General features: G+C 66.4%; 15 protein-coding genes. 11 read left to right on the top strand and 4 right to left on the bottom strand.

Going from position 1 to position 26,177, the window contains the following annotated elements:
* Nucleotides 1–202: 202 nt before the first annotated feature.
* From ACSLUQ_RS09690 to guaB, 3 genes are all read left to right on the top strand, one after another.
* Entirely contained in the window at nt 203–1,945 is a 1,743-nt protein-coding gene (locus tag ACSLUQ_RS09690; protein ID WP_461808489.1) for a Ppx/GppA phosphatase family protein, read from the top strand.
* Nucleotides 1,942–2,640 carry an RlmE family RNA methyltransferase gene (locus tag ACSLUQ_RS09685; RefSeq protein WP_417773942.1) on the top strand — a complete coding sequence of 233 codons (699 nt, stop codon included), beginning with the start codon at nt 1,942–1,944 and terminating at the stop codon, nt 2,638–2,640. The genes ACSLUQ_RS09690 and ACSLUQ_RS09685 overlap by 4 nt, the downstream gene beginning before the upstream one ends.
* A 382-nt stretch (nt 2,641–3,022) precedes the next feature.
* A complete protein-coding gene (gene guaB, locus ACSLUQ_RS09680) occupies nt 3,023–4,525 on the top strand; it encodes an IMP dehydrogenase (RefSeq protein ID WP_461808385.1) in 1,503 nt (500 codons plus the stop codon).
* A gap of 162 nt (nt 4,526–4,687) precedes the next feature.
* Here guaB and ACSLUQ_RS09675 read toward each other — a convergent pair whose 3' ends face one another.
* Nucleotides 4,688–4,885, bottom strand: a complete 198-nt coding sequence (locus ACSLUQ_RS09675) for a hypothetical protein (RefSeq protein ID WP_417773940.1) — start codon at nt 4,883–4,885, stop codon at nt 4,688–4,690.
* 382 nt (nt 4,886–5,267) lie between these two features.
* On the opposite strand from ACSLUQ_RS09675, the gene ACSLUQ_RS09670 reads away from it, so the two are divergent.
* The 5 genes from ACSLUQ_RS09670 to ACSLUQ_RS09650 all read left to right on the top strand — a co-directional run bounded on the left by ACSLUQ_RS09670 (nt 5,268) and on the right by ACSLUQ_RS09650 (nt 13,786).
* The gene (locus tag ACSLUQ_RS09670) at nt 5,268–6,560 is read left to right on the top strand and encodes an RsmB/NOP family class I SAM-dependent RNA methyltransferase (RefSeq protein ID WP_417773939.1); all 1,293 of its coding nucleotides are present in this window, start codon (nt 5,268–5,270) and stop codon (nt 6,558–6,560) included.
* A gap of 150 nt (nt 6,561–6,710) precedes the next feature.
* The gene (locus tag ACSLUQ_RS09665; protein WP_417773938.1) at nt 6,711–8,231 is read left to right on the top strand and encodes a Do family serine endopeptidase; all 1,521 of its coding nucleotides are present in this window, start codon (nt 6,711–6,713) and stop codon (nt 8,229–8,231) included.
* Nucleotides 8,232–8,504: 273 nt separating this feature from the next.
* Nucleotides 8,505–9,194 carry a response regulator transcription factor gene (locus ACSLUQ_RS09660; protein WP_417773937.1) on the top strand — a complete coding sequence of 230 codons (690 nt, stop codon included), beginning with the start codon at nt 8,505–8,507 and terminating at the stop codon, nt 9,192–9,194.
* Between the two features lie 17 nt (nt 9,195–9,211).
* The gene (locus ACSLUQ_RS09655) at nt 9,212–10,708 is read left to right on the top strand and encodes a sensor histidine kinase (protein WP_461808384.1); all 1,497 of its coding nucleotides are present in this window, start codon (nt 9,212–9,214) and stop codon (nt 10,706–10,708) included.
* A 75-nt stretch (nt 10,709–10,783) separates the two neighbouring features.
* On the top strand, nt 10,784–13,786 hold the full coding sequence (locus tag ACSLUQ_RS09650) for a bifunctional [glutamine synthetase] adenylyltransferase/[glutamine synthetase]-adenylyl-L-tyrosine phosphorylase (RefSeq protein ID WP_461808383.1): 3,003 nt from the start codon (nt 10,784–10,786) through the stop codon (nt 13,784–13,786).
* A gap of 98 nt (nt 13,787–13,884) precedes the next feature.
* On the opposite strand, the gene ACSLUQ_RS09645 is transcribed toward ACSLUQ_RS09650, so the two are convergent.
* From ACSLUQ_RS09645 to ACSLUQ_RS09635, 3 genes are all read right to left on the bottom strand, one after another.
* Nucleotides 13,885–16,305, bottom strand: coding sequence for a PAS domain-containing sensor histidine kinase (locus tag ACSLUQ_RS09645; protein ID WP_417773934.1), 2,421 nt, complete (start codon nt 16,303–16,305; stop codon nt 13,885–13,887).
* A 211-nt stretch (nt 16,306–16,516) separates the two neighbouring features.
* Nucleotides 16,517–19,162: an aminopeptidase N gene (gene pepN / locus ACSLUQ_RS09640; RefSeq protein WP_461808382.1), complete on the bottom strand. Its 2,646-nt coding sequence runs from the start codon at nt 19,160–19,162 to the stop codon at nt 16,517–16,519.
* 68 nt (nt 19,163–19,230) lie between these two features.
* Complete coding sequence (locus tag ACSLUQ_RS09635) at nt 19,231–20,058, bottom strand: alpha/beta hydrolase (RefSeq protein ID WP_461808381.1); 828 nt, start codon at nt 20,056–20,058, stop codon at nt 19,231–19,233.
* Between the two features lie 165 nt (nt 20,059–20,223).
* Here ACSLUQ_RS09635 and ACSLUQ_RS09630 point away from each other — a divergent pair, with 165 nt between their 5' ends.
* The 3 genes from ACSLUQ_RS09630 to ACSLUQ_RS09620 all read left to right on the top strand — a co-directional run bounded on the left by ACSLUQ_RS09630 (nt 20,224) and on the right by ACSLUQ_RS09620 (nt 26,155).
* Entirely contained in the window at nt 20,224–22,161 is a 1,938-nt protein-coding gene (locus ACSLUQ_RS09630; protein ID WP_461808380.1) for an adenylate/guanylate cyclase domain-containing protein, read from the top strand.
* Nucleotides 22,162–22,337: 176 nt separating this feature from the next.
* Complete coding sequence (locus tag ACSLUQ_RS09625; RefSeq protein WP_417773930.1) at nt 22,338–24,230, top strand: ABC transporter ATP-binding protein; 1,893 nt, start codon at nt 22,338–22,340, stop codon at nt 24,228–24,230.
* A complete protein-coding gene (locus tag ACSLUQ_RS09620; RefSeq protein ID WP_461808379.1) occupies nt 24,227–26,155 on the top strand; it encodes an ABC transporter substrate-binding protein in 1,929 nt (642 codons plus the stop codon). The genes ACSLUQ_RS09625 and ACSLUQ_RS09620 overlap by 4 nt, the downstream gene beginning before the upstream one ends.
* The last annotated feature ends 22 nt before the right edge of the window (nt 26,156–26,177 follow it).

Below are 26,177 nucleotides of genomic sequence, written 5' to 3'. Positions count from 1 at the left end.
GTAGACTGGGATTAACCCAACATAGGGGCCGGACGGCGCGGGAAGCGCCAACGGCGGGGTGACGGCCGGATTGGGTCGTCCGCGAGCAAGAGGCTTGCTCCTCCGCGAGGCCGGCCAGAGGCGCAATGGCGCCGGCGAGGAAAAGAAGTTGAGCGAATCGGGACCGACTGGGCCGGGCGACGGCCGGCCGGGGCCCGGTGCGATGCCGGTGAACGGCGGTCGAGGCAAGGGCCCGCGCCGCCGTTCCAGGAGAAAGCGCAGGCAATCCGCATCCGGTTCGGAAGCGATTGCGGCGCAGACGGAAGCCGCTTCGGTTTCCGGTTCGCGCCGGGACGGCACGATAGCGACATCCAATCCCGACGGCGAGGGCGGGAGCAGGAGAGGTGCGCGCCGGCTGCTCGCTGGCGGAGCCCCCCCTTGTCCGGGGGAAACGCGCCGCACGGAGGACGGGCCGTCCGGTCGCGAGACGCAATCACATCGACATGACGTGCCCGAGAAACCAGCCGCGTACACCGACGCTTTGCCGTGCGCACGGTCTGGCGGCGGTGCGGCAAGTGGGACGGCAAACGCTCAGCAGGACGAGGCCGCCCCGCGCGGCAACCGTAAGCGTGGCGGGCGCAAGCGGCATCGCCCGAACCGGGCCGAGCGGCGCGCCAGCGAGACCGGGCGGGCACCGGTGTCCGACCAGCGGGGCGGTTTTGCGGCCGACGAAACACGCGGCCGCCGGGCCCCAGGAGCCGGATCTCCGGGAGGGGCGGCGACAGGCTCCGGCATGCAGGGCGAGCCGGGCCGACGTGCGGCTGGCCCGCGCGGCAGCGCCCAGGGCAGCGGCCATGGCGCCTTGTCGCCACGCGGTCGCGCCGGCGGCGCAGAGCGTCCGGCCTTTCGCCGCGAGGACGAGGCTCTGCCCGAGCACCGGCGTCTCTATGCGGCGCTTGATCTTGGCACGAACAACTGCCGGCTTCTTGTCGCCAGACCCGAACAGCGCGGCTTTCGCGTCGTCGATGCCTTCTCGCGGATCGTCAGGCTGGGCGAGGGGCTTGGTCATACCAACCGGCTGTGCGAATCCGCCATGGACCGGGCGCTTGAAGCGCTGGCGTGTTGCCGCGACAAGCTGCTGGACAGGGGCGTTGAGCGTGCCCGGCTGATTGCAACGGAAGCCTGCCGTGCGGCCGAGAACGGCCCGCTTTTCATCGAGCGGGTGCGCCAGGAGACCGGCCTTTCGTTGGAGATTGCCACCCGGGAAACCGAGGCCCGGCTGGCGGTCGCCGGCTGTGCCTCGCTGGTCGATCCCGACGCCAACGGGGTCGTCCTGTTCGACATCGGCGGCGGTTCGTCCGAGATCGTCTGGCTTGACCTGCGCAACCGCTGCGGCGCGCGCGGCGTGGCGCTGACCCGGTTCATCCGTGCCTGGATCTCGCTTCCGGTGGGCGTGGTGAACCTTGCCGAGCGTCACGGCGGCCGCAATGTGTCGCCGGACGACTTTGAGGCGATGGTGGAGGATGCCCGCCACCATCTGGAGGATTTCTCCCTGGGCGAGGAGCTTTCGGCGGCGATCTGTGACGGCAGGGTTCACATGCTTGGAACCTCCGGCACCGTGACCACGCTTGCCGGCGTGCACTTCGGTCTCAAGCGCTACGACCGCCGCCGGGTCGATGGTGCCTGGATGGATTCCGAGGATGTGTCGGCTATGATTGAGCGGCTGCGCTCGATGCCCTATGAGGAGCGTTGCGACAACCCCTGCATCGGTGCCGACCGGGCGGACCTGGTGCTCGCCGGCTGCGCGATCCTCGAGGCGATCCGGCGTCGCTGGCCCTGCCAGCGCCTGCGTGTGGCGGACAGGGGCTTGCGCGAGGGAATGCTGATGGAGCTGATGGCGGCCGACAATGTCTGGCGGCGCAGCTCGGGGGCGCGCCACAGGGCGCGCGGAAGGAAAGACAGATGAGCACATCCGGCCGTGGCCGCGGCGATCGCGGCATGTTCGAGCGGGTCAAGACGGCCCGCCGACGGACCACGTCGTCTACGCGCTGGCTGCAACGGCAGCTCAACGACCCCTACGTCCGCCGCGCCAAGATCGATGGCTACCGCTCGCGCGCAGCCTACAAGATCCTGGAGATCGACGAGAAGCACAAGATCCTCAAGCCCGGCATGCGCATCGTCGACCTGGGCGCGGCTCCTGGCGGCTGGTGTCAGGTGGCGGCCACGGTCACCGGGTCCACCGACGAGGATCCGCTCATCGTGGGCATCGATTATCTGGAAGTCGAGGCCCTTCCCGGCGTGCGCCTGCTGCTCAAGGACTTTCTCGACGACGACGCGCCGGACGCGATCATGGCGGCGCTTGGCGGTCACGCGCCCGATCTCGTCATGTCCGACATGGCCGCGCCCACGACCGGCCATCGCCAGACCGACCACCTGAGAACCACCCACCTCTTCGAGGTGGCGGCAGAGTTCGCGCGCGAGACGCTGGCACCGGGCGGAGCCTTTCTGTCCAAGGTTTTCCGCGGCGGCACCGAGAATGAACTGCTGGCCACGCTGAAGCGTGACTACCAGACGGTGCAGCACATCAAGCCGCCGTCGAGCCGCAAGGAAAGCCCGGAGCTCTATGTGCTGGCCAAGGGGTTTCGCGGGCGAAAGGACTGACGCAAGCCCGTCGGGTGGGCGCACAGGCGGGCGAAGCGGGAGCAGCACCTGCGTCTTCCGCCCAGGGAGAGCAGGCGCTGCATCCGCCGTTCCCGTGATTCTCCCTTTCGCGTCGGACCTCCGGAGGGATGCGCGCATCCCGCGCGCCTGCCCGTGGCCGCCCCTGTGAGGCCGCACCGCGCAGAAGCTTGCTTTCACAGGACAACTTCGGGACGCGCCTTCGCAATTGCGGGAAATCGACATGCTGCATGCGCGAAGCGGCTTCCCATCCTGTCTCACGCATGTTATTGACCCGCGCCAACTTCTCCCATCTGAGACCGCCCTGCCGGAGGCTTCCTCGCTAGCCGGTTGGCCGTCCATTCCTGCAAAGGGGATTGGCACAATGTCAGCATTCTACCAGTCGATTCACGGCACCGAGGCGCTCACCTTCGATGACGTGTTGCTGATGCCCGGGCATTCGGAGGTTCTGCCTTCCGAGACCGACCTGCGCACACGCGTGACGCGCGGTCTGGAAGTCAACTTCCCCATCCTCTCCTCTGCCATGGACACGGTCACGGAATGGCGCCTCGCCATCGCGATGGCCCAGGCTGGCGGCATCGGCGTGATCCACCGCAACCTGACCATCGACCAGCAGGCCGAGCAGGTGCGCCAGGTGAAGAAGTTCGAATCCGGCATGGTGGTCAATCCGCTGGTGATCGGCCCGGATGCGACGCTGCAGGATGCGCTTGACCTGATGCAGCGGTTTTCGATCTCCGGCATTCCGGTTGTCGAGAATGGCGGCAAGGGCGGTCAGGTCGTAGGCCGGCTGGTCGGCATCCTCACCAACAGGGATGTGCGCTTCGCCTCGGATCCGGGCCAGCGCGTCGCCGAGCTGATGACCCACGAGAGGCTCGTCACGGTGGACGAGAGCGTCAGCCAGAGCGAGGCCAAGCGTCTCCTGCACCACCACCGCATCGAGAAGCTGCTCGTCGTCGACGAGAGCAACAAGTGCATCGGCCTGATCACCGTCAAGGACATGGAGAAGGCGCAGCTCAACCCGAACGCCTCCAAGGACGACCAGGGGCGCCTGCGTGTCGCCGCGGCCACGACCGTCGGGCCGGAGGGGTTTGAGCGGGCCGAGCGTCTGATCGATGCCGGCGTCGATCTGCTTGTCGTCGACACCGCCCATGGCCATTCCGAGCGCGTGCTGGAGATGGTACGGCGGGTGAAGTCCCAGTCCAACGCCGTTCAGGTGCTGGCAGGCAACGTTGCAACGGCCGACGGCACCCGCGCGCTCATCGATGCCGGGGCCGACGCGGTCAAGGTCGGCATCGGCCCGGGCTCGATCTGCACCACCCGCATCGTCGCCGGCGTCGGCGTTCCTCAGCTCACCGCGATCATGGAAGCCTGTTCGGTTGCCGAGAAGGATGGGGTTCCGATCGTCGCCGACGGCGGCATCAAGTACTCCGGCGATCTCGCCAAGGCGCTTGCCGGAGGCGCGTCGGCTGCGATGATCGGCTCGCTGCTGGCCGGCACGGACGAGAGCCCCGGCGAGGTCTATCTGCACCAGGGACGCTCGTACAAGTCCTACCGCGGCATGGGCTCGGTTGGCGCAATGGCGCGCGGTTCCGCCGACCGCTACTTCCAGGCGGAAGTGCGCGATGCCCTGAAGCTCGTCCCCGAGGGCATCGAGGGACAGGTGCCCTACAAGGGGCCGCTGGCCAGCGTGCTGCACCAGCTTGGCGGCGGCCTGCGGGCAGCCATGGGCTATGTCGGCGCGAAGACGATCACCGATTTCCAGGACAAGGCTCGCTTCGTCCGCATCTCCGGCGCCGCGCTGCGCGAAAGCCACGCCCATGACGTGACGATCACCCGCGAAAGCCCCAACTACCCCTCGAGCGTCTGAGGAGACGTGGCGGAGATACAATCTTCTCCGCCCACGACAAAACAACCAGCGCCCGGGAAGGGCGCTGGTTCTGGCGGAACATGGCTTCGTCCGTGAACGAGGTCATTGCGTGCACATCGCGCCTGAGCAGCCGCAGAACGGCTGGCGCGCCAGCGCCGAGGGTTAGTCTACCGGGCGAGGCTGTGGACGGCGCCGGCTGGACTTCTTGCTTTTCTGCGCCATCTCCAGGAGGCGATGGGCACAGGCAACCAGGATCTCCGGAGACTCCGTCTCGAGGTCCTGCGCAGCGTAAGCGAAATAGGCTTTCCAGGCTTGCAGTTCCTTGGCGGGATCAATCGTTCCTTCGAGCGTATCGTTCATGCTCTGCACCTCCGGTTTCACTCAGAAAACTGGAAGGAACGTTATGTAAACGTTATAAATTCCGGCCATTTTTGCACGCTTTGGTTGATTTTCGGTTGTATGCTGGCATTAATCACGAGGCGTTGCAATCAGTGGATGCTTATCCGGTTGGTATGCGCGTTATTTTTTCTTTTCCGGCAGAGAGGCGACTTCGGCGGCGCAGTGATTGGCAATGGCGCGCCTATCGGCTAAAGCAGCGGGAAGGGGATGCGCCAGCGACGGCTGGTCTTCCGCATTGCCCTTCGGATTTCGCGCGAGACGCGGATGCCGTGCCGGCAAGGACACCGGGCCGGGCACCGAGCTCTGTCGAGTTCGCGCATATTTGCATGATCGGGGACATGGAATGAAGGACGGAGGCCGTCTGGCCGCGGCAATCGAGATTCTCGGCGTTGTCGAGACACAGAGGCGACCGGTTCAGGACGCGCTGAAGGAGTGGGGGCACGGCCACCGCTTTGCCGGTTCCGGAGACCGGCTCGTCATCGCCAACCTCGTGTTCGATGCGTTGCGCCACCGCCTGTCGCTCGCCGCTCGCATGGGCGACGCGGATCCGCGCAGGCTGGTGCTTGCGACCTACGCCGGCGCCTGGGAATTTGGCATCGAGGGGCTGGAGAAGGCCTTCGAGGGCGACCGCTTCGCGCCCGAGCCGCTGTCCGACGCCGAGCGGACGCAGTTGCTTGCCGTGATGCCGGAGGATGCTGCGCCCAACGCCCGCGCCGATGTTCCCGACTGGCTCTGGCCCGAGTTCGAGGCTGCCTTCGGCGACGAGGCCGTCGCGGAAGGCCATGCGCTTGCCGAGCGCGCGCCGATTGATCTGCGTGTCAACCGGCTGAAGAACGACCGTGACAAGCTGACCCGCCGCCTGTCACATGTCGAACTCGGCCCGACGGCGACCTCGCCCGTGGGTCTTCGCATCGCACCGCCGCGCGGCAAGGTCCGCGCGCCGCATGTGCAGGCGGAGGAGGGGTTCCGGAAGGGCTGGTTCGAACTTCAGGACGAGGCGAGCCAGATTGCGTCTCTCGTCGCCGCCTCGGTGATGCCTGCCCAGGTGCTCGACTATTGCGCCGGAGGCGGCGGAAAGACGCTGGCGCTTGCCGGCGAACTCGAGAACCGCGGCCAGATCTATGCGCATGATGCGAGCAAGCTTCGGCTCGCTCCGATCTATGAGCGCCTGCAGCGCGCCGGCGCCCGCAACGTGCAGGTGCGCGATCCCGAGGCCGGTGGTCTTGAGGATCTCGAGGGCCGCATGGATCTTGTCTTCGTCGATGCGCCGTGCTCCGGGTCCGGCGTCTGGCGTCGCCGTCCGGATTCAAAGTGGCGCATCACCCCCAATGCACTTGCCGCGCGCCGGCAGGAGCAGGACGAGGTGCTGTCCGCCGCGCAGAGGTTCGTGCGTTCGGGCGGACATATGCTCTATGCGACCTGTTCGGTTCTGCCCTCGGAGAACGAAGAGCGTGTGCGCGCCTTTCTCGAGCGCGAGCCCGGCTTTGCCGCCGTCGACCTTTCCGCCCGTTGGGAGACGATCTTCGGCACCGAGGCGCCAAAGCCGCGGTTCTCGCGGGAAGGCTTCGCGACGCTGAGCCCGGCGCGGACGTCGACCGACGGCTTCTTCATCGCACTTCTGGAGCGGGGCGCCTGACGGCCCGTTCCAGTACATTACCAATTCTTAATTCCACCGACAGGCGCCTGTAAGGCGGCGTGCTCCATAAGGGATGGGCAAGCCGGCGACATCGCTTCCCCGCGTGACACGCCGGCACCAGGTTCCCGACCCGTCACGTGGAGACGAAACATGTCGAACATCCGTATCCCCCGCGCTTTTCGCCGCCTGCCGAGCCGCAAAGGCGTTGTCGCTGGCGCTCTCGCGCTCGGCTTGGCCGGCGCGCTGAGCGCTCAGACCGTCGTTCCCGGCCAGTTCGCCCTTGCCGATCCGGTGCGTGTCGATGCGCCGGCACCGGTGAACTTCGCGCCGGTCGTCGCCGCCGTGAAGCCGGCCGTCGTCAGTGTCCGCGTCGTCACCGACGAGACGCCGCAGATGATGTCCTCCCAGGGTGGCATTCCCGGCTTCGAGGATCTCCCGGACGGTCATCCGCTGAAGCGATTCTTCCGCCGCTTCGGGGGCGATCCCTCCGGCAACGGCGAGCAGCGCCAGCAGCCGCGCCGCCATGGCATGGCGCAGGGCTCCGGCTTCTTCATCACCGATGACGGCTATGTGGTTACCAACGAGCATGTTGTCGCCGATGGCAGCAAGTACACCGTTGTCGCCGATGACGGCACCGAGTACGACGCTCGCCTTGTCGGCGCCGACAAGCGCACCGACCTCGCCCTGCTGAAGATCGACGGCAAGAACGACTTCCCTTATGTGGAATTCGCCGATGACGCGCCGATGGTCGGCGAATGGGTTGTCGCCGTGGGCAATCCCTTCGGCCTTGGCGGGTCTGTGACCGCCGGCATTGTTTCGGCCCGTGGCCGCGACATCGGCGCCGGTCCCTATGACGACTTCATCCAGATCGACGCGCCGGTGAACCGGGGCAACTCGGGCGGTCCGGCCTTCAACGTCAAGGGCCAGGTCATCGGCATCAATGCGGCGATCTTTTCGCCCTCCGGCGGCAATGTCGGTATCGCTTTCGCGATCCCTGCCTCGACCGCTCGCGGCATTGTCGCCGACCTCAAGAACGACGGAACCGTCGTGCGCGGCTGGCTCGGCGTTCAGATCCAGCCGGTGACGAAGGACATCGCCGAGAGCATTGGTCTTGACCAGCCCAAGGGCGCGATCGTGGCCGAGGCCCAGGACGGAAGTCCGGCGCTCAAGGCTGGCGTGCGCACCGGTGATACGATCCTGTCCGTCGACGGCGAGAAGATCGACAGCCCGCGCGATCTGGCCCGCAAGATCGCCGGATATCCGCCGGAAACCGACGTCACCCTCGGCGTCTGGCGCGATGGGGCCAAGGAGACCGTCAAGGTCAAGCTCGGCACTCTTGAAGACAAGTCGACCGTCGCCTCGCTCAAGCCGACAGGCAAGGACACCGCCTTCGTCGACAGCCTCGGCATCGAGTTGGCAAGTGCCGCGAAGGTTGGGGCGGGCGACAAGGGCGTCGTCGTCACCGATGCGGTGGCCGATGGTCCGGCGGCCGAGAAGGGCCTCAAGCGCGGCGACGTGATCCTCGAAGTCGCCGGCAAATCGGTGAGCGAGCCGGGCGATGTTGCCAGTGCTGTGCTCGCGGCCAACGAGAACGGTCGCAAGGCGGTGCTCATGCGGGTGGAAAGCGACGGAGCGACGCGGTTCATCGCGGTGCCCGTCTCCAAGGGCTGATCCGTAGCACAACGCTCCGGCCCGCCTTCCGCCTCCCGAAAACGCGCCCGGGAGGCGGTCCCCGGCGGGCCGGTGACGGCCGGAGCTGACTGGGAAGGTCCGCAACCGCCGCAAGCCGGATCCGGTTGTCCCTGGCCCCGAAGCTCACGCTTCGGGGCCTTGTCGTTTCAGGCGAAGGTGCGTCCCGAACTTGGACCAGGGAGAGTTCCGATGCTATGCACGCCAGATGATGTTGCCGCCCGCCCGCGCGGGACGCAAAGCCCGGATGAGACGATGCGCATTCTGATTGTGGAGGACGATGTCGAGGCTGCCGGCTATCTCGCCAAGGCCTTGCGCGAGGCCGGCCATGTGGTCGATCACGCCGCCGATGGCGAAACGGGCTACGAACTGGCGACGACAGCGCCCTACGATGTTCTGGTGGTCGACCGGATGCTGCCGCGCCGCGACGGCCTTTCCGTGATCTCGGGGCTTCGGGCGGAGGGCTATCATACGCCCGTTCTGGTGCTCTCCGCGCTCGGTCAGGTCGATGATCGGGTGACGGGTCTGCGCGCCGGCGGTGACGACTATCTGCCGAAGCCCTATGCTTTTTCCGAGCTGCTCGCCCGTGTCGAGGCGCTCGGGCGGCGTCCGCGCCAGCAGGACGTGGAGACCGTCTACACGGTTGGCGACCTCACGCTCGACCGGCTGCGCCACACCGTGACACGCGCCGGCCGAGAAATTCCGCTGCAGCCGCGCGAGTTCAAGTTGCTCGAATACCTCATGCAGAACGCCGGCCAGGTGGTGACCCGCACCATGCTGCTTGAGCATGTGTGGGAGTATCATTTCGATCCGCAGACCAATGTCATCGACGTTCATATCTCGCGCCTGCGCGCCAAGATCGACAAGGACTTCGAGCGGCCGTTGCTGCATACCATCCGGGGCGCCGGCTACACGATCCGCGATGCCGGCCCGGCGGCCGCGTGAGCGGCAGGGACCCTGCCATGAGACAACTCTCTGCAACCGGACGTGTGTTCCGCACCACGGTCATCAGGCTGGCGCTGATCTATTTCATCGCCCTCACGCTCGCCTCCGGCGCGGTTCTGGTCTATCTGAGCCAGAACACCGCGATGGTGTTGCGCCAGCAGGCGGTCGAGACCATCGATGCGGAAATCTCCAGCCTCGCGGATCGCTACCGCATCGCCGGCATCCGGGGGCTGGTGGCAACCGTCGACGCCCGCTCCCGCCGCCCGGGCGCCAGTCTCTATCTTGTCGTCGATTTCGCCGCCAACCAGATCGCAGGCAACATCGAGAGCCTTGACGACCGGGTGCTGGCAAGTGCTGCCGGTGAGCTGCAGCAGGTCTCCTATGTTCCCATCGGCGATGGCGCCCGCCGCGAGGCGCTGGTGCGCGTGTTCGAGCTGCCCGGCGGGTTCCGCCTTCTGGTCGGGCGGGACCTCCAGGAGCAGATGCGGTTCCGCTCGCTCCTGTCGGAAGCGACGCGCTTCTGGCTCGTCGTCGTCGCCGTGCTTGGCATCGTCACTCTGGTTTTCGTCCGCCGCAGAGTCCTGAGGCGGATCGACGCGATGGCGGAAACCGGTCGTCGGATCATGGAGGGCGATCTTTCCGAGCGGCTTCCGGTGGAGGGATCGGGCGATGAGTTCGACCGGCTCGCCGTCGGCTTCAACGCCATGCTCGACCGCATCGAGGCGCTGATGCACGGTCTGAAGGACGTCTCCGACAACATCGCCCACGACCTCAAGACGCCGCTGACGCGCATGCGCAACCGCGTCGAGGAGGCGGTGCGCGGCGATGTCGGCGATCCGCTCGCCAGGGAGGCACTGAACCGGACGCTCGAGGATTGCGATGCCCTGATCCGCACCTTCGACGCGCTGCTGCGCATCGCCCGGCTCGAGGCCGGTTCAATGGGAGCCCAGTTCGAGCCGGTCGATCTCGGCGCACTGCTGGAGGAAGTCGGCGAACTCTACCAGCCGGTCGCCGAGGACGAGGGCGGGACGCTGGAAGTGCGTGCCGGCGAGAGGCTTTTCGCCGAGGCAAACCGCGAACTCATCGTCCAGGCGCTGATCAATCTTATCGAGAACGCCCTCAAATACGGACATTCGACCGACGCGGCGGGCGCGCGCATCGTTCTGGCCGCCGAACGCGAGGGCGACCAGGTGGCGCTGTCCGTGCGAGACTTTGGCAGCGGCATCGACGATGCCGACAAGGAGCGGGTGACGCACCGCTTCATCCGGCTGGAGGAAAGCCGCAACGCACCAGGCTCTGGCCTGGGGCTGAGCCTCGTCTCGGCGGTCGCCCATCTGCACAAGGGCACCCTCAGGCTCGAGGACGGAGACCCGGGGCTACGCGCGGTGCTGCGGCTTCCCGAGGGCGAGGCACCGGCTGCACCTCATTCGGCGGACGTCGCGGAGGGTACAGGAGGCGAGAGGGCAGGGGGCGACGATGCGCGCTCTCTTCCCGCGCCGGGCGTCTCGCGCTAAAGGGAGGCTGCGGAGCGCGAACGCGATCCGAAACGACAACAGGGCGCGGACACCGGTCCGCGCGGGGGGATGCGAGTGAGCGAGACACGGGACACGGCTTCGCGCGGCGGGCAGCGGAACGAGGCGGCGGACGCCAGCGGGCGGGCGCTGGCGCAGGTGATCGGCTGTGTGCCGGCGCCGGCCGATGCGGCTGCGGCCGAGGCGATCCTTGCCGATCTCGAGAGCGCTCTCGAGCGCACCGGAAGCACCTTCGGGGCGCAGACCCGCGCACGCGTCTCGGATTTTCTCGGCGGCGCCCTGTCGAACGCGCCCTATCTGCGCGATCTCGCTGCTTCGGCACCCGAGCGGCTGGCCGACATCCTCGAAAGCGTGCCCGCGGACCGGGTTGAACGCTTGATCGCGGCCACCCGCGATCTCGTCGCCGCCGACGAGGCCGCGCTGATGACGGGGCTGCGGGACCACAAGAAGGATCTGGCGCTGACGCTGGCACTCGCCGATATCGCCGGCGCGCTCGATCTGGACGCGGTGACGGCCGGTCTCAGTCGTTTCGCCGATGCCGCGCTCACCGCGGCGATCCGTTTCTGCCTTCGCGATCTTGAACGACGCGGCCGATTTACCCCGGTGAACCCGGCCGCGCCCGAGGAGGGCTCGGGGTTCACGGTCCTGGCGATGGGTAAATACGGCGCGCTCGAACTGAATTACTCCTCGGACATCGACCTGATCGTCCTCTACGACCCGGAGACCGCGCCCATTTCCGGCGATGCCGAGGCTCCGGTCGAGTTTGTCCGCGTGACCAAGCGCCTCGTCAAGTTGCTGAGCGATCGCACCGCCGACGGCTATGTCTTCCGCACCGACTTGCGGCTTCGCCCGGATCCGGGCGCGACGCCACTTGCCATGTCGATCCCCGCGGCGCTGGTCTACTACGAGAGCCTTGGCCAGAACTGGGAGCGCGCCGCGCTGATAAAGGCGCGTGCCTGTGCCGGCGACATCGCCTGCGGCGAGGCGTTCCTGCACGAGATCGAGCCCTTCATCTGGCGCAAGTATCTCGACTATGCCTCGATCGCGGACGTCCATTCCATCAAGCGTCAGATCCACATCCACAAGGGACACGGCGAGATCGCGGTCGCCGGGCACAACGTCAAGCTCGGACGCGGCGGCATCCGCGAGGTTGAGTTCTTCGCCCAGACCCAGCAGCTGATCGCCGGAGGTCGCATCAAGGCCCTGCGCGGCCGGCGCACGCTCGACATGCTCGTGACATTGTCCGAGCTGGACTGGATCGCGCCGGAAACCTGCAGCGAGCTGACCGAGGCCTACCGCTTCCTGCGCTCGGTCGAACACCGCATCCAGATGCTCAACGACGAGCAGACGCACATCCTGCCGGCCGATGACACCTCGCGCGCCCGCGTCGCGCGGCTGATGGGCTTCGACACGCTGGCAGACTTCGAGAACCGCCTGCGCGGTTACTTCCGCACCGTGCAGCGGCACTACTCGGCCCTTTTCGAGAACGAACCGGAGCTCGCCTCGGACCTTGGAAATCTGGTCTTCACGGGCGATGACGACGATCCCGACACGCTGGAGACTTTGTCGGGGCTCGGTTACAAGCGCCCGCGCGAGGCGGGCAAGATCATTCGCGCCTGGCATTTCGGCCGGTATCCGGCGGTGCGCTCGACACGCGCCCGCGAGCGGCTCACCGAGCTGCACCCGGCGCTCGTCGCCGCGCTTGCCTCCACCGACAATGCCGACCAGGCGCTTCTCGCCTTCGACGGCTTCCTGTCGAAGCTGCCGGCGGGTGTGCAGCTCTTCGCGTTGCTGCGCTCCAACCCGCAGTTGCTGCGCCTTCTGGCGACGGTGATGGGGTCCGCGCCGCGTCTGGCGGAACTCGTCTCGAAGCGGGTTCATGTCCTTGATGCGGTGATCGATCCGGCCTTCTTCGGCACGATGCCGACCTCGGCCGAATTCGAGGCGGGACTGAAGCGTACGCTCGATCTCGCCCGTTTCTACGAGGATGCGCTCGACCGCGCGCGCATCTTCGCGCAGGAGCAGCAGTTCCTGATCGGCCTGCGTCTGCTCACCGACACGATGACCGCGCATCAGGTGGGCGAGGCGCTTGCCCGACTGGCGGAGACGATCGTCGCCGGGCTTCTTCCTCATGTGGTCTCCCTGGTGGCTGAGAACCACGGACGGCTGCCGGGTGCCGAATGGGCGGTTCTGGCCATGGGCAAGCTCGGCGGGCGCGAGATGACGGCCTCGTCGGATCTCGATCTCATCCTGCTCTACGAACACCCCGAGGAGGTCACCCAGACGGACGGCGCGCGGCCGCTGCCCACCAGCCAGTATTTCATCCGCCTGACCCAGCGCCTGGTCTCGGCCCTTTCGGCGCCGACCGCCGAGGGGCAGCTTTACGAGGTCGACTTCCGCCTGCGGCCGTCCGGCAACGCCGGACCGCTGGCAACCCGCCTTTCGTCCTTCGAGGCCTATCAGTCGAGCGACGCCTGGACGTGGGAGCACATGGCATTGACCCGCGCCCGGGTGATTGCCTCGTCCTCGGAGGGGTTTGCTGCGCGCATCGGCGATTTCATCGAGGGCACGCTGTCGAAACAGCGCGATGCGAAAACGCTCGCCGGCGAAGTCGCGGCGATGCGGGGGCGTATCGAGGCGGACAAGGGCACGAAGGACATCTGGGAGATCAAGCAGGTCGCCGGCGGTCTGGTCGACATCGAGTTCATAGCCCAGTACCTCCAGCTCGCGCATGCGCACAAGGCGCCGGAAATACTGTCCCAGACGACCGAAACCGCTCTGGAACGCGCGCTCGAGGCCGGAGTCCTTAGCGCCGGCGACGCGGAGATCCTGTTGCCCGGCATTCGCCTCTATCATGCACTGACCCAGGTTCAGCGCCTTGCGCTCGAGGGGCGCTTCGATGCGGAGGCCGCTCCGAAGGGCGTGCGCCAGCTTCTCGCGCATGCCGGCGAGGCCCCCGATTTCGCCCATCTGGAGCTTCTCCTGCAGGAGCGCCAGGAGGCGGTGCGCCAGACTTTCGAGCGTCTGCTGGGCCCGGTCCGTGCGCCGGAAAAGAGCTGAGTCAGCGCGCCATCGCCGCTCACGCAATTGAAAAAAGGCCGCCGGATGTATCCGGCGGCCTTTCTCAATTGCTGTCTTCTCGCGCCTTTGCGAGGGGCTCAGGCGATCTGCCGGATCGCGGCCTTCGCCTTTTCCGCCGCATCGACGATCACCTCTTCGGGGACCTCCGGGCGGCCGATCGGGCGCGGCGCATGGAGCGGCAGGCGGACGGTGACGGCGGTGCCTTCGCCCACCTTGGAGCGGATGGTCATGGTGCCGCCATGCAGGCGCACCAGCGACTGGGCGATGGCCAGCCCCAGGCCGGATCCCTTGTGCGTCTTGGTGAACTGGTTCTCGACCTGGACGAAGGGCTTGGCGAGGCGGGCGATATCCGCATCCTTGATGCCGATGCCCGTGTCCTTGATGACGATCTCCACCGCTTCGTCCTTCTCCCGCGAGCGGTTGGCGGAAATCCGCACCTTGCCGCCGTCGGGGGTGAACTTCACGGCGTTGGAGAGCAGGTTCAGCAGCACCTGCTTCACCGCGCGGCGGTCGCCGGAGAGCGTCAGCCCCTCCGCGGTCTCGCTCTCCACGGCGATGCTCTTTTCGGCTGCCGTGGCGGAGATGATGCGGCTGACGTCGCTGACCATGGCGACAAGGTCGACCTCCTCGCGCTTCAGATCCATCCGGCCGGCCTCGATCTTCGACATGTCGAGAATGTCGTTGATCACGTTGAGCAGGTAGCGACCACTGTCATGAATGTCCGAGCAATACTCCGTGTACTTGTCGGAGCCCAGGGGGCCGAACATGCCCTTGTCCATGATCTCCGAGAAGCCGATGATCGCGTTCAGAGGTGTGCGCAGCTCGTGCGAGATATTGGCGAGGAATTCGGACTTGGCCTGGTTCGCTTCCTCGGCCTTGGTCTTTTCCTGCGAGTACTTCTCGGCCAACTCGACAAGCTGCTGGGCCTGCACCTCGAGTTTCTGGCGCGACTGGCGGAGGTCGGCGACGGTGGCCATCAGCCGCCGCTCGCTCTCCATCAGCTTTTCCTCATGGCGCTTCAGCGCGGTGATGTCGGTGCCGACCGAGACGAAGCCGCCGTCCTTGGTCCGCCGCTCGGAGATCTGCAGCCAGCGGCCGTCGGCGAGCTGTGCCTCGTAGCTGGAGGAGGGGTCCGAACCGTCGCTGCCGATGGTCGGGCTCGCCGAGACCACGGTCTGGCGCGCCGCGGACATGACGTCGGCATAGGCGGTGCCGGCCTTGATCGCCGACGTCGGCAGGTTGTGGAGCTTCTGGTAATTGGAATTGCACATCACCAGACGGTTTTCGGTGTCCCACAGGACGAAGGCTTCCGAGATCGTCTCGATGGCGTCGCGCAGGCGCAGGTCAGCGGTGCGGCTCTGCTCGGCGAGCTGACGCTGCTCGGTGATGTCGATGCAGATGCCGATCAGGTGCGGCTCGGAGAGGCCGGGCTCGCTCTGCACCTCGGCGCGTGCACGCAGCCACACCCAGTCGCCGTTGGCGTGGCGCATGCGGAACATACGGTCGACGGTCGTCTCGCCGGTTTCCAGCAGGCTTTCCGCCAGGTCGTAGAGGTCGATGTCGTCGGGATGGGTCAGCGCTGAAATCTCGGAAAAACCGAGGATGTCGTCGCGCGCTTTCATTCCGAGCATTTCGTAGAGGGATGCGGACCAGAAGATGCGTCCGCGCGACAGATCCCAGTCGAACAGGCCGCAGCGGCCGCGGTCGAGCGCGAGATCGATGCGTGCGCGCGTCGCGGCATAGATCTGGTCGGCCTGCTCGGCGCGGGTCGCCTGGGCGAAGAAGGCATAGATCAGCACGATCATGACGGAGGCGGTGCCGACGAAGAGCGTCACATTGGCCGAAACGCCAGTGCGCCACTCGGCGAAGATCATGTCCTTGTCCTGGATCAGCCCCACCATGCCGAGACGGCCGTTGAGGTGATGGACAGTCGCATAAGCTTCGGTGTCGCTACCGGAATCGATGGTCAGTACGCCGGCGCGGGCACCGAACACGGTGAGCGGCTGCCCGGCGCCGAGAAGCTCGGCGAGAAGACGTCCGTCGAGGTCGGAGCGCTGCGGCGCGGTGGCGACGATGCGGCCGTCGGCGTCGGCGACATAGATGCGGCGGCCGTCGCTGGTCGCGCGCGGCGGCAGGTTGTCGGCAAGGGCCGCCTGCAGCGCACTCTCGAAGCCCATCTCCGGCAGTTCGCCCTCGGCCGCGTCGAGGCGCGCCGTCAGCGTCGTGGCGATCATGGTGAGATCGTCGCGGGCGCGCTGGTCGGTCTCTTCATGGTCGTAGGAAAGGGTAAGGGCGCGGTAGGTCGCCAGCGTGGCGATGAAGACGATGCAGAGGATCGGAATGGCGCGACGGAAGAAGGGTTCCGCCGTCAGCAGGCGCTGATAGGCAGGCTGCGCGAGCAGTCGGATATGACCGGTCAGCGACTGCGTTTCGCGGTGTCGCCGAAGAATGTCCGCGAATCGACGCGCGGACGCTGAGCCTGCAAAGGCACGCGCCATGTTATTGGCCCCCGATGTGTCGATTAAGCCGCCAAACTGCACTCGAGCGCCGCTCGAATCGATTTCATTTGAATCGCATTCGCTTGATTTGTCCAGAGTCGGCCAAGAAAAATATGGTTAAGCAAAGATTAAGGCGAATTGCGGATTGCACAACTCTTGCGAGTCTCCGGCGCATATATTTGCGGGGGCGGATGCGCCGGAGACTCACCGCTTACTGAAGGCAGCGATCGACGATATCGCGCAGGTCGACGGAAAGGTCTTGCGCCTTCGCCAGCGCCTTGAGGCAGGTCTCGGCGCGTGTCCTGCGGTCCGGTTCCAGGGCGCGCCAGGAACGGAAGGCGGACATCAGCCGCGCCGCCGCCTGCGGGTTGCGCTTGTCGAGGTCCTGCACGAAGGCGGCGACGAAGGCGAAACCTTCGCCATCCACCCGGTTGAACTGGCTCTGGTTGCCTGTGGCAAAGGCACCGATCAGGGCACGCACCCGGTTGGGATTGCCAGCCGAGAAGCCAGGATGAGCGCACAGGGCCTTGACCCGGTCGAGGGTGTCGGCGGCCGGGGCGGTTGCCTGCACCATGAACCACTTGTCCATTGCCAGCGGTGTTGCGCGGTGGCGCTCCTCGAAGGCGGAGAGTGCTTCCTCATGCCCTGGCAGGTTGGCGTGGACCATCGTGGTCAGCGCGGCGAAGCGGTCCGTCATGTTGTCCGCGGCGCGGAACTGGGCGGCGACCAGTTCGGCGGCCTCGGGAACGGAGCCGTTGCCGAGATAGTCGAGAACCACGTTGCGCAGCGCGCGCCGGCCGGCGGCGGCTGCATCGGGCGAGAAGCCGCCGGAGGAGGCCATCTCGTTGTAGAGGCCGAGAAGCGCCGGGGTCAGCGCGTCGGAAAGGCTGCTTCGCAGCCAGGCGCGCGCCGCGCGTATCGCCTCCGGATCGATGTCACGGCCGATCTCGCGGGCAATGTCCGCCTCGCCCGGAAGTTGCAGGCACAGGGCGCGAAACGCTGGTTCGAGCGCCGCGTCGGTCGCATTGGCGCGGATCGCGGCCACAAGACTGCCATCGAGCACCGGCTCGCTCTGGCTGGCGATGGCAGCGGTTGCGGCGATCAGCGTCTTCGTCACCACCGTCTGCAAGGCCTCCCAGCGGTTGAACGGGTCGCTGTCGCGTGCCGACAGGAAGAGTTGATCGGTATCGGAAACGTCGCTTCTCAGGTTCACCGGGGCGGAGAAACCGCGAAGCAGCGAGGGGACGGGCTTTTCGGCGATGCCGGACAGCACGACCTCGTGGCGCTCGGCGACGATGTGGAGCACGTCGCCCGTCATCTCCGCGCCGGTCACGGTTTCGGGTGTCAGGTCGCGGCCGTCGCCGGCGACGAGGCCGAGCCGCAGCGGGATGTGCAGCGGTTGCTTGGCGGTCTGTCCAGGCGTCGGCGCGGTGCGCTGCTCGACGGCAAGCGTCAGCGTGCCGGCTGCGGCGTCATGGGTGCTGGAAACGGTTAGCGTCGGCGTGCCCGCCTGCTCGTACCACAGCGCGAACCGGGAGAGATCGCGACCGCTTGCCTCGGCGAAACAGGCGAGAAACGCCTCGATGGTCGTTGCCTCGCCGTCATGGCGGTCGAAATAGAGGTCCATGCCGTTACGGAAGGCGTCGTCGCCGACGACGGTCTTCAGCATGCGCACGACTTCCGACCCCTTCTCGTAGACGGTCGCGGTGTAGAAGTTGTTGATCTCATGGTAGAGGCGCGGGCGCACCGGATGGGCGAGCGGTCCCGCGTCCTCCGGGAACTGGTGCGACTTCAGCAGCCGGACGTCGGCGATGCGCTTGACCGCGCGCGAGCGCATGTCGGCGGAGAACTCCTGGTCGCGGAAGACCGTCAGGCCCTCTTTCAGGCAGAGCTGGAACCAGTCGCGGCAGGTGATCCTGTTGCCGGTCCAGTTATGGAAGTATTCGTGCGCGATTACCGCCTCGATGCCGGCATAGTCCTGGTCGGTCGCCGTGTCCGGGTTCGCCAGCACGTATTTGTCATTGAAGATGTTGAGGCCCTTGTTCTCCATCGCGCCCATGTTGAAGTCGGAGACGGCGACGATGTTGAACACGTCGAGATCGTAGACCCGCCCGAAGACCTCCTCGTCCCAGCGCATCGACCGCTTGAGACTGTCCATGGCCCAGCCGCAGGCATCCTGGTTGCCGTGCTCGACGAAGATGTTGAGCGCCACCTCGCGTCCGTCGGCGGCGGTGAAGGTATCGGGCATCACCGCGAGATCGCCGGCGACCATGGCGAAGAGATAGCTCGGCTTCGGGTGCGGGTCGTGCCAGACGGCGTAGTGCCGGTCGGTGCCCGGCACCGGGCCGGCGTCCACCGGATTGCCGTTGGCCAGAAGCACGGGTGCCTCGCTCGCCCGCGCCTCGATGCGCGTGGTGTAGAGCGCCAGGCAGTCCGGCCGGTCGAGGAAGTAGGTGATCCGGCGGAACCCTTCCGCCTCGCATTGCGTGCAATAGGTGCCGCTGGAGCGATAGAGGCCCATCAGCTTGGTGTTGGCGTCCGGATCGAGCCGGGTGTCGATGACGAGCGTGAAGGGGCCGTCCGGCACGCGGAAGATCTCCAGCCGGTCCGGCGTCACGACGTAATCGTCGCCGGCCAGCGCGCTGCCGTCGAGGGTGAGGCCGGTCAGCGCCAGCTCGTCGCCGTCGAGCACCAGCGGCGCGTCCGCGGGAGTGCCTTTGTTGCGGCGCACGGTCAGGCGGGCGGAGACCTTCGTCGCCTTCGGCGCGAGACGAATGTCGAGCTCGACCGTTTCGATCAGGAAGGCGGGCGGGCGGTAGTCCTCGAGACGGACGGGAGCGGTTGTTTCCGGGCGCATTGGCAGGTCCTCAAGGTCGGCGCGGTGGCCTCCGCGCGAAACAGGATGAAGGCGGCGAGGTCGTCTTGTCAGCAGATCTTGCGAGCCATCGAGACGAGTGTCCCGGTCAGATCGCTTTGCGGATCGGCAAGGGGAGCGATCACTGTGAAATGGTTGTCGTTTCCGCGGATGTCGAGCCTGGTGTCGACCCCGCCGCGTCCCCAGAGATCGGCGAAGACCCGCGACTGGCGGATGTACTCGCTGGACTCTCCGCCGCCGACGGCGGCCGTCAGGTGCAGGCCGACGGGCGGGGCGAGCGTCACCGGAGAGGCCTCGATCGCCTCCCTGCGATCAAGCCGCAGCTTCTCGTTGATCGAGGTGTCGAGCAACGGCTGCAGGTCGAAGAGGCCGGAGATGGAAAGGCCCGCCGGCACCAGACGCGGCGGCAGTCCGCGTGCGCCCCAGTCGGTGCCAAGCATCATGGCCGTGAGGTGACCGCCAGCGGAATGCCCATAGACAACGACGGGCTTGCGGTAGCGTTCCCATAGGTGGCCGACCAGGCGGCGCATCTCGCCGGTGATGTCGGCGACGCGCACATCCGGGCAGAGCGAGTAGTTGGCGACGGCGACGGGAATGCCATGCGCCACCGGGCCGCGCGCCATGTGCGAGAAGAAGCTGCGGTCGAGCGCCTGCCAGTAGCCGCCATGGATGAAGAGGCCGATAACGCCGGTCTCCGGCAGTCCGCCCTCGGGCAGGAAGACATCATAGGTGGTGCGCACCGAGAGCTCATAGGACACGCCGATCTCGCCGGCCGCGGTCTCGCGATAGGCGGCGGCGTCGCGGGCCCACCCCTCGATCAGCGTCGGATGCTCGGGCACCAGGGCCCGGTTGTTGTATTCAGCCTCATAGTCGGTCACGCAAAGATGCTCCCTTGTTGGACCCGTATTAGCCGGTGAGGGAAGGCGAGGACAAGAGAGCGGTGGGTCTGCCTTCTCCCGGTCGCACGCGGGCTCGCGTTTTGCCCGGATTCGGGATTAAGGTGCGAAAATCGAGACACCAGGGCGCAGAACCAGAAATCAGGCATGATCACCTCCTTGCGAAGATATGGGCGCGGACGCCTGCGCGGGATTTCCCTGACCGTTCTCGTCGGCATGGCGTTCGGCCTGCTGCTCACGCTGTCGATGAGCCTGGTGCTGGGGTTGGCCGTCTTCGCCAACGCCCGCAACACCTTCTCGCTTCTCAACGACAAGGCGATCTTGTCGACCAACGCGCTCGAGCGGCAGTTGCGCGACCATCTCGACCTGGCCTCGAGCGCCGTGGTCCATCTCAAGACCATGCTCGACGGGACCCCCGTCGGTCCCTCGGAGCAGGAGCGCCTGCGCCCGGTGCTGCTGGCCGCGATGAATGCCAATCCGGCCATCGACGTGCTTGTTGTCTCCGACGTTTCACACCGCGAGTTCGGTGTCTATCGGTCCAGCAGCGACAAGCTCTGGCCGTTCCAGCGCGACGACCTCCCGGAAGTGGCGCAGCGCTACATCCTGCCGAAGGTCTCGGCGACCTCGGCGGCAACCTGGGGTCCGCTGATCACATCCGGCGAGGTGACCTACGCGAATGTCACCGTGCCCATCGTCGAAAACGGGACGCTTACCGGCTACCTCACCGCCGCCGTCTCGCTGGAAGAGCTCGGCCGGACCGTCGCCCAGCTCGACGACGGCCCGGCTTCCACCGTCTTCATCATCGCCAACGGCGACGAGGTGATTGCCCACTCCGATCTCGACCGGCTTCCCGACTTCGAAGGGGCGGTTGCCAGGCTTCCGGCCAGCGTCACCTCCATCGGCGACCCGGTTCTCGCCGCTTTTGACGCGACGCCGACGCTCGACAATTTCAAGAAGGCAAATGCCGCCGGCATTCAGGTTCGTGAGTTCGATGTGAGCGGCGGTCCGGAATATCTGTCGATCACCAAGGTGATCGCCGGATACGGACCCGGCGTATGGACGGTCGGCCAGTATTTCGAGGCCTCGACCATCTCGCGAGAGATCCGCCGGCTGGTTGGTTCGGCGTCGGTCGGCCTTGCCTCGATCATCGTCGCCCTTGGCTTCGCCATCCTGCTCGCCCGGCGAACCGCCCGCCCGCTTGCCGAAATCGCCCGGCGCGCGGGCTTCGTCGGCAAGCTCGACTTCGACAGCGTTCAGCCGCTGCCGCGCAGCCGCATCCGCGAGCTCGATCAGGTCTATCAGTCGTTTAACGCGATGGTCGTCGGTCTCAAGGCGATGAACATCTACGTGCCTCGCTCACTGTTCAGCAAGCTGATGCGTCTCGGCGTTCATCAGGCGACGGCGAGCGAGCACGATGTCACGCTGGTCTTTACCGATATCGTCGGGTTTACTTCGCTGTCGGAAAACCTGAGCGCTGCGGAAACGGCCGCGCTTCTCAATGCACATTTTGCTCTTCTCGTCGCCGCCGTGGAGCGGGAGGCGGGGACGGTCGACAAGTTCATCGGCGATGGCATGCTGGCCTTCTGGGGCGCGCCAGACGCGCGGGCCGACCATGCGCCGGCGGCGTTGCGCGCCTGTCTGCGCATCGCCGAGGCCATGAAGGCGGCGAACCGCGAGGCGGAACGCCAGGGGCGTCCGGCGTTCAAGGTGCGCATTGGCCTGCACAGCGGCCGTGTTGTCGTTGGCAATGTCGGCGCGCTCGACCGCTGGAACTATACCGTCGTCGGCGATGCGGTGAACCTTTGCGAGAGGCTTCAGTCCCTGGGGCGTGAGGTTGCGCCGGAGGAAGAGACGGTCATCCTGGCAAGCGACGCCGCCATGTCGATGGTGGCCGTCGATGGTGTTTCGGCCCGCGCCCAGGCGGTCAGGCCCGACGCGCCGGCGCCGCTTGGGGTGCCGATCGGTTCCCACAGGTTGCGCGGGCGTTCCGGATCGGTGACCGTCTGGCAGGTCGAGACCTCGACGGACCCGGCATCGGTCGGCCTGTTTGACGAGACTGTGGAGCATCTGGGAAGAAGTGCCTAGTTGGTCAGGGAACGTTCATGCACTTGTGATGAGTGTCACATACCGGGTCACGTTGGCCGGGTAGTCGTTGTTGCGGGTGGGGATTTGCCCTGAATTGCCTTTTACGGCAGCTTGTCACACCTATGACGGCTCGGTTCTATTGCATCTGAGATCTCGCCGGGGGGAGGGCGTATCGCGTGAATGTGCTGTCGATCGATGGCTTGAGTGTCGATTTTAGGACCGGCGAGGGAACAACCCGCGCGGTGGACAACGTCTCCTTCGACGTGCCGCACAACCGTACCGTGGCTTTGGTTGGTGAATCCGGCTCCGGCAAGACGGTCATCTCCCAGACGATCATGGGGCTTCTGCCTCAAAGCGCGCATGTTGCCGGCGGTCGCGTGCTCTTCCGTGACAGCGCCTCCGCGGCGCCGGTCGACATTGCCTCGCTCGACCGCAAAGGGCCGGCGATGCGGGCCATTCGCGGCAATCGCATCGCCATCATCTTCCAGGAGCCGATGACCTCGCTCTCGCCGTTGCACACCATCGGCGACCAGATCGGCGAGGCGGCCGAGCTGCATCGCGGCGTCGGTGCCGCCGAGGCGCGTGAGCTGACCCGCGAGATGCTCCGCCTTGTGCGCTTTCCCGATCCCGAGAGGGGAGTGGATGCCTATCCGTTCGAGCTCTCCGGCGGCCTGCGCCAGCGCGCGATGATCGCCATGGCGATGATCTGCCATCCCGCACTTCTCATTGCCGATGAGCCGACGACCGCCCTTGACGTGACGATCCAGGCCGAGATCCTGAAGCTGATCAAGGATGTGCAGGCCGAGCTCAGCATGTCGGTGTTGTTGATCACCCATGATTTCGGCGTTGTCGCGAACATGGCCGACGATGTGGTGGTGATCTATCACGGGCGCATCATGGAGCGCGGCAGCGCCCGCGAGCTGTTTTCCAATCCGGGGCATCCTTATCTCAAGGCGCTGCTGAATGCCGTGCCGCGCTTTGCCATGGAGGCGGGAGAGCGGCTCGTGCCGATCCGGCCGATCGAGCCCCACGCCGTCGGTTCCCGCAAGGAAACGCCATGCCACGCCGTACAGGCCGACGCACCGCTGGTGACGCTCGACGGCGTGACCAAGAGCTTCAAGGGGCGCAAGGGAGGACTGTTCTCCGGTCCGCCGCGCGAGATCCTGGCGCTCGACAACGTCTCCTTCACCGTCCGGCGCGGAGAATGCCTCGGCCTTGTCGGCGAGAGCGGTTCTGGCAAGACGACCACCGCCAAGGCGATCCTGCGCGCGCTCGATATCGACTCCGGTTCCATCTCCTATGACACCGGCAAGGGCGGCTGCGACGTCGCCCGTCTGTCGGGTGCTGATCTTCTAGACTATCGCAGGCGCGTGCAGCTCATCTTTCAGGACCCCTTCTCCTCGCTCAATCCGCGCATGACGGTGAACGAGCTGCTGGCGGAGCCGCTGGTCATCCACAAGGTCGGTACCCCGACCGAGCGCGCCGAGCGGGTGCGCGAGCTGATGAGCCTCGTCGGCCTCGACCCGCGCTTCCTGCGCCGCTATCCGCACTCCTTCTCCGGCGGCCAGCGTCAGCGCATCGGCATTGCCCGTGCACTTGCGCTCAATCCCGAGTTCATCCTCTGCGACGAGCCGACCTCGGCGCTGGACGTATCGGTTCAGGCGCAGATCCTCAATCTGCTCAAGGACCTGAAGTCGGAGCTCGGGCTGACCTACCTCTTCGTCAGCCACAATCTGGCGGTTGTCGACTACATCGCCGACCGTGTCGCGGTGATGTGCCGCGGTCGTGTCGTCGAGATCGGCGCGACGCGCGACGTGGTCGACACTCCCCGGCATCCCTACACCAAGGCTCTTCTGTCCTCCGTGCCGGAGCCCGATCTCGACGCGCCGCTTGATTTCGCCGCGCTCGACGCCGGCCGCTCCTCGGAGCCCAGTTTCTGGCCCGAGCCCTACCGTCTGGAAGATGGCATGGTTCCCAGCCTCGTCGAGGTGGCGCCCGGTCATTATGTCTGCGCGCCCGGCCTGGCCGGCCGGGGCAGGGGCACGACGCCCCGGGAGGCTGCTCAATGACCGTCCATTCCCGCCCGTTCGGCATACTTGCTGCCGCCTTGCGCTCCTGTCTTGCCGGCGCTGCCCTTCTTGCAGTCAGCGGTATCGGCAGCGCCAGCGCTCTGGAACTGAAGGAGACGCCGAGCCTGGTTGATCGTGTCGGCGTTGACCTGCCGCCTGTCACCGAGCGTCTGCCGGAAGAACCGCTCATCGTTGATCCGTCCGTGCGCGGCCGGCAGATCGGCACGCCCGGCGGGCAGATCGACACGCTGATCGGCCGCTCCAAGGACGTGCGCCTCATCAATGTCTGGGGCTATGCCCGTCTGGTCGGCTACGACAGCGACCTGCAACTGCGTCCGGATCTTCTCAAGTCGTTCGAGAGCGAGGATGATCGCCGTTTCACGCTGCGCCTGCGTAAGGGGCACAAGTGGTCGGACGGAGCGCCCTTTACCTCCGAGGACATCCGCTTCTGGTATGAGGATGTCGCCCTCAATGAGAAGCTGCAGCCCTCCGGTTTGCCGCAATTCATGCTGGCCGGCGGCAAGCCGCCTGTCTTCGAGGTGCTGGACGAGACGACCGTCCGCTTTACCTGGGACGCGCCCAATCCGCTGTTCAAGCCGGAGCTGGCCAAGTCGCGTCCGCCCTTCATCTACCGTCCGGCGCACTATCTGAAGCAGTTCCACGCCCGCTATGGGGACATGGACGACATCGCGCAGCTCGCGGCGCGCAAGAAGCTGCGCAACTGGGCCGCGTTGTTCAACAAGATGGACGACATGTATGACGCCCGGAACCCGGATCTGCCGACGCTGCAGCCCTGGGTCCGTGTGGTCGACGACGGCGAGCGGCGGTTCGTGCTCGAGCGCAATCCCTACTATCACCGGGTCGATACGGCCGGGCAGCAACTGCCCTATGTCGACCGGGTGATCATGACGGTGGCCGACGGCAAGATCATTCCCGCCAAGACGCAGGCGGGCGAGGTCAACCTCCAGGCCCGCAACATCGGTTTCTCGGACATCACCATCCTCAAGCAGGGCGAGAAGGCGGGGCGCTTCGAGACCTACCTCTGGCCGATCAGCAAGGGCTCGCAGATCTCGCTGATCCCGAACCTGACGGTGAAGGATCCTGTCTGGCGGAAGCTGATGCGCGATGCGCGGTTCCGCCATGCGCTCTCGCTGGGGATCGACCGGGAGATGATCGACAAGGTGCTCTACCTAGGCTTCGGCTCTCCGGGAAATGACACGGTTCTGCCGATGAGCCCGCTGTTTCGCGCCGAATATCGCTCGCTCAACGCGGAATTCGATCCGAAGAAGGCCAACGCGCTGCTGGACGAGATCGGCCTGACCGAGCGGCGCGGCGACGGCGTGCGCCGACTGCCGGACGGCCGTCCGCTGGAAATCATCGTCGAGGCGGCCGGCGAAAGCCAGGAGGAGCTCGACGCCCTCGAACTCGTGGCAGAGACCTGGCGCGAGATCGGCGTGAAGCTGTTTCCCAAGCCGAGCCAACGCGACATCATCCGCGAGCGGGCGCTTTCGGGCCTGCTGGTGATGGCGGTCTGGTCTGGCTTCGAGAACGGCATTCCCACCTCGGAAATGCCGCCGGAGGACTTTGCGCCGGTGCGCAGCGACTTCCTGTCCTGGTCGGCCTGGGGCAACTGGTACGAGACCCAGGGCCAGACCGGCGAGAAGCCGGACTGGGAGCCGGCGGTGCAGTTGACCAGCCTCTATGACGACTGGCTTACCTCCACGTCCGAGGAAGAGCGCACCGAAATCTGGCACGAGATGCTCAGGATCCACGCCGAGCAGACCATCCACATCGGTCTTGTCTCGGAGGTGCGCCAGCCGGTTGTCGTGCGCGATCTCGGCAATGTGCCGGTCGAGGGGATCTACGGCTGGGACCCGGGCGCCCAGTTCGGCATTCACCGCATGGACGAATTCTACCTTAAATGAGCGTGCGCGGCAGTGGCCGCGG

The sequence above is a fragment of the Stappia sp. ICDLI1TA098 genome (genome assembly GCF_054880955.1).
Note: the sequence above shows the minus strand (reverse complement) of the source record. Positions and strands in the feature narration are given on the sequence as shown.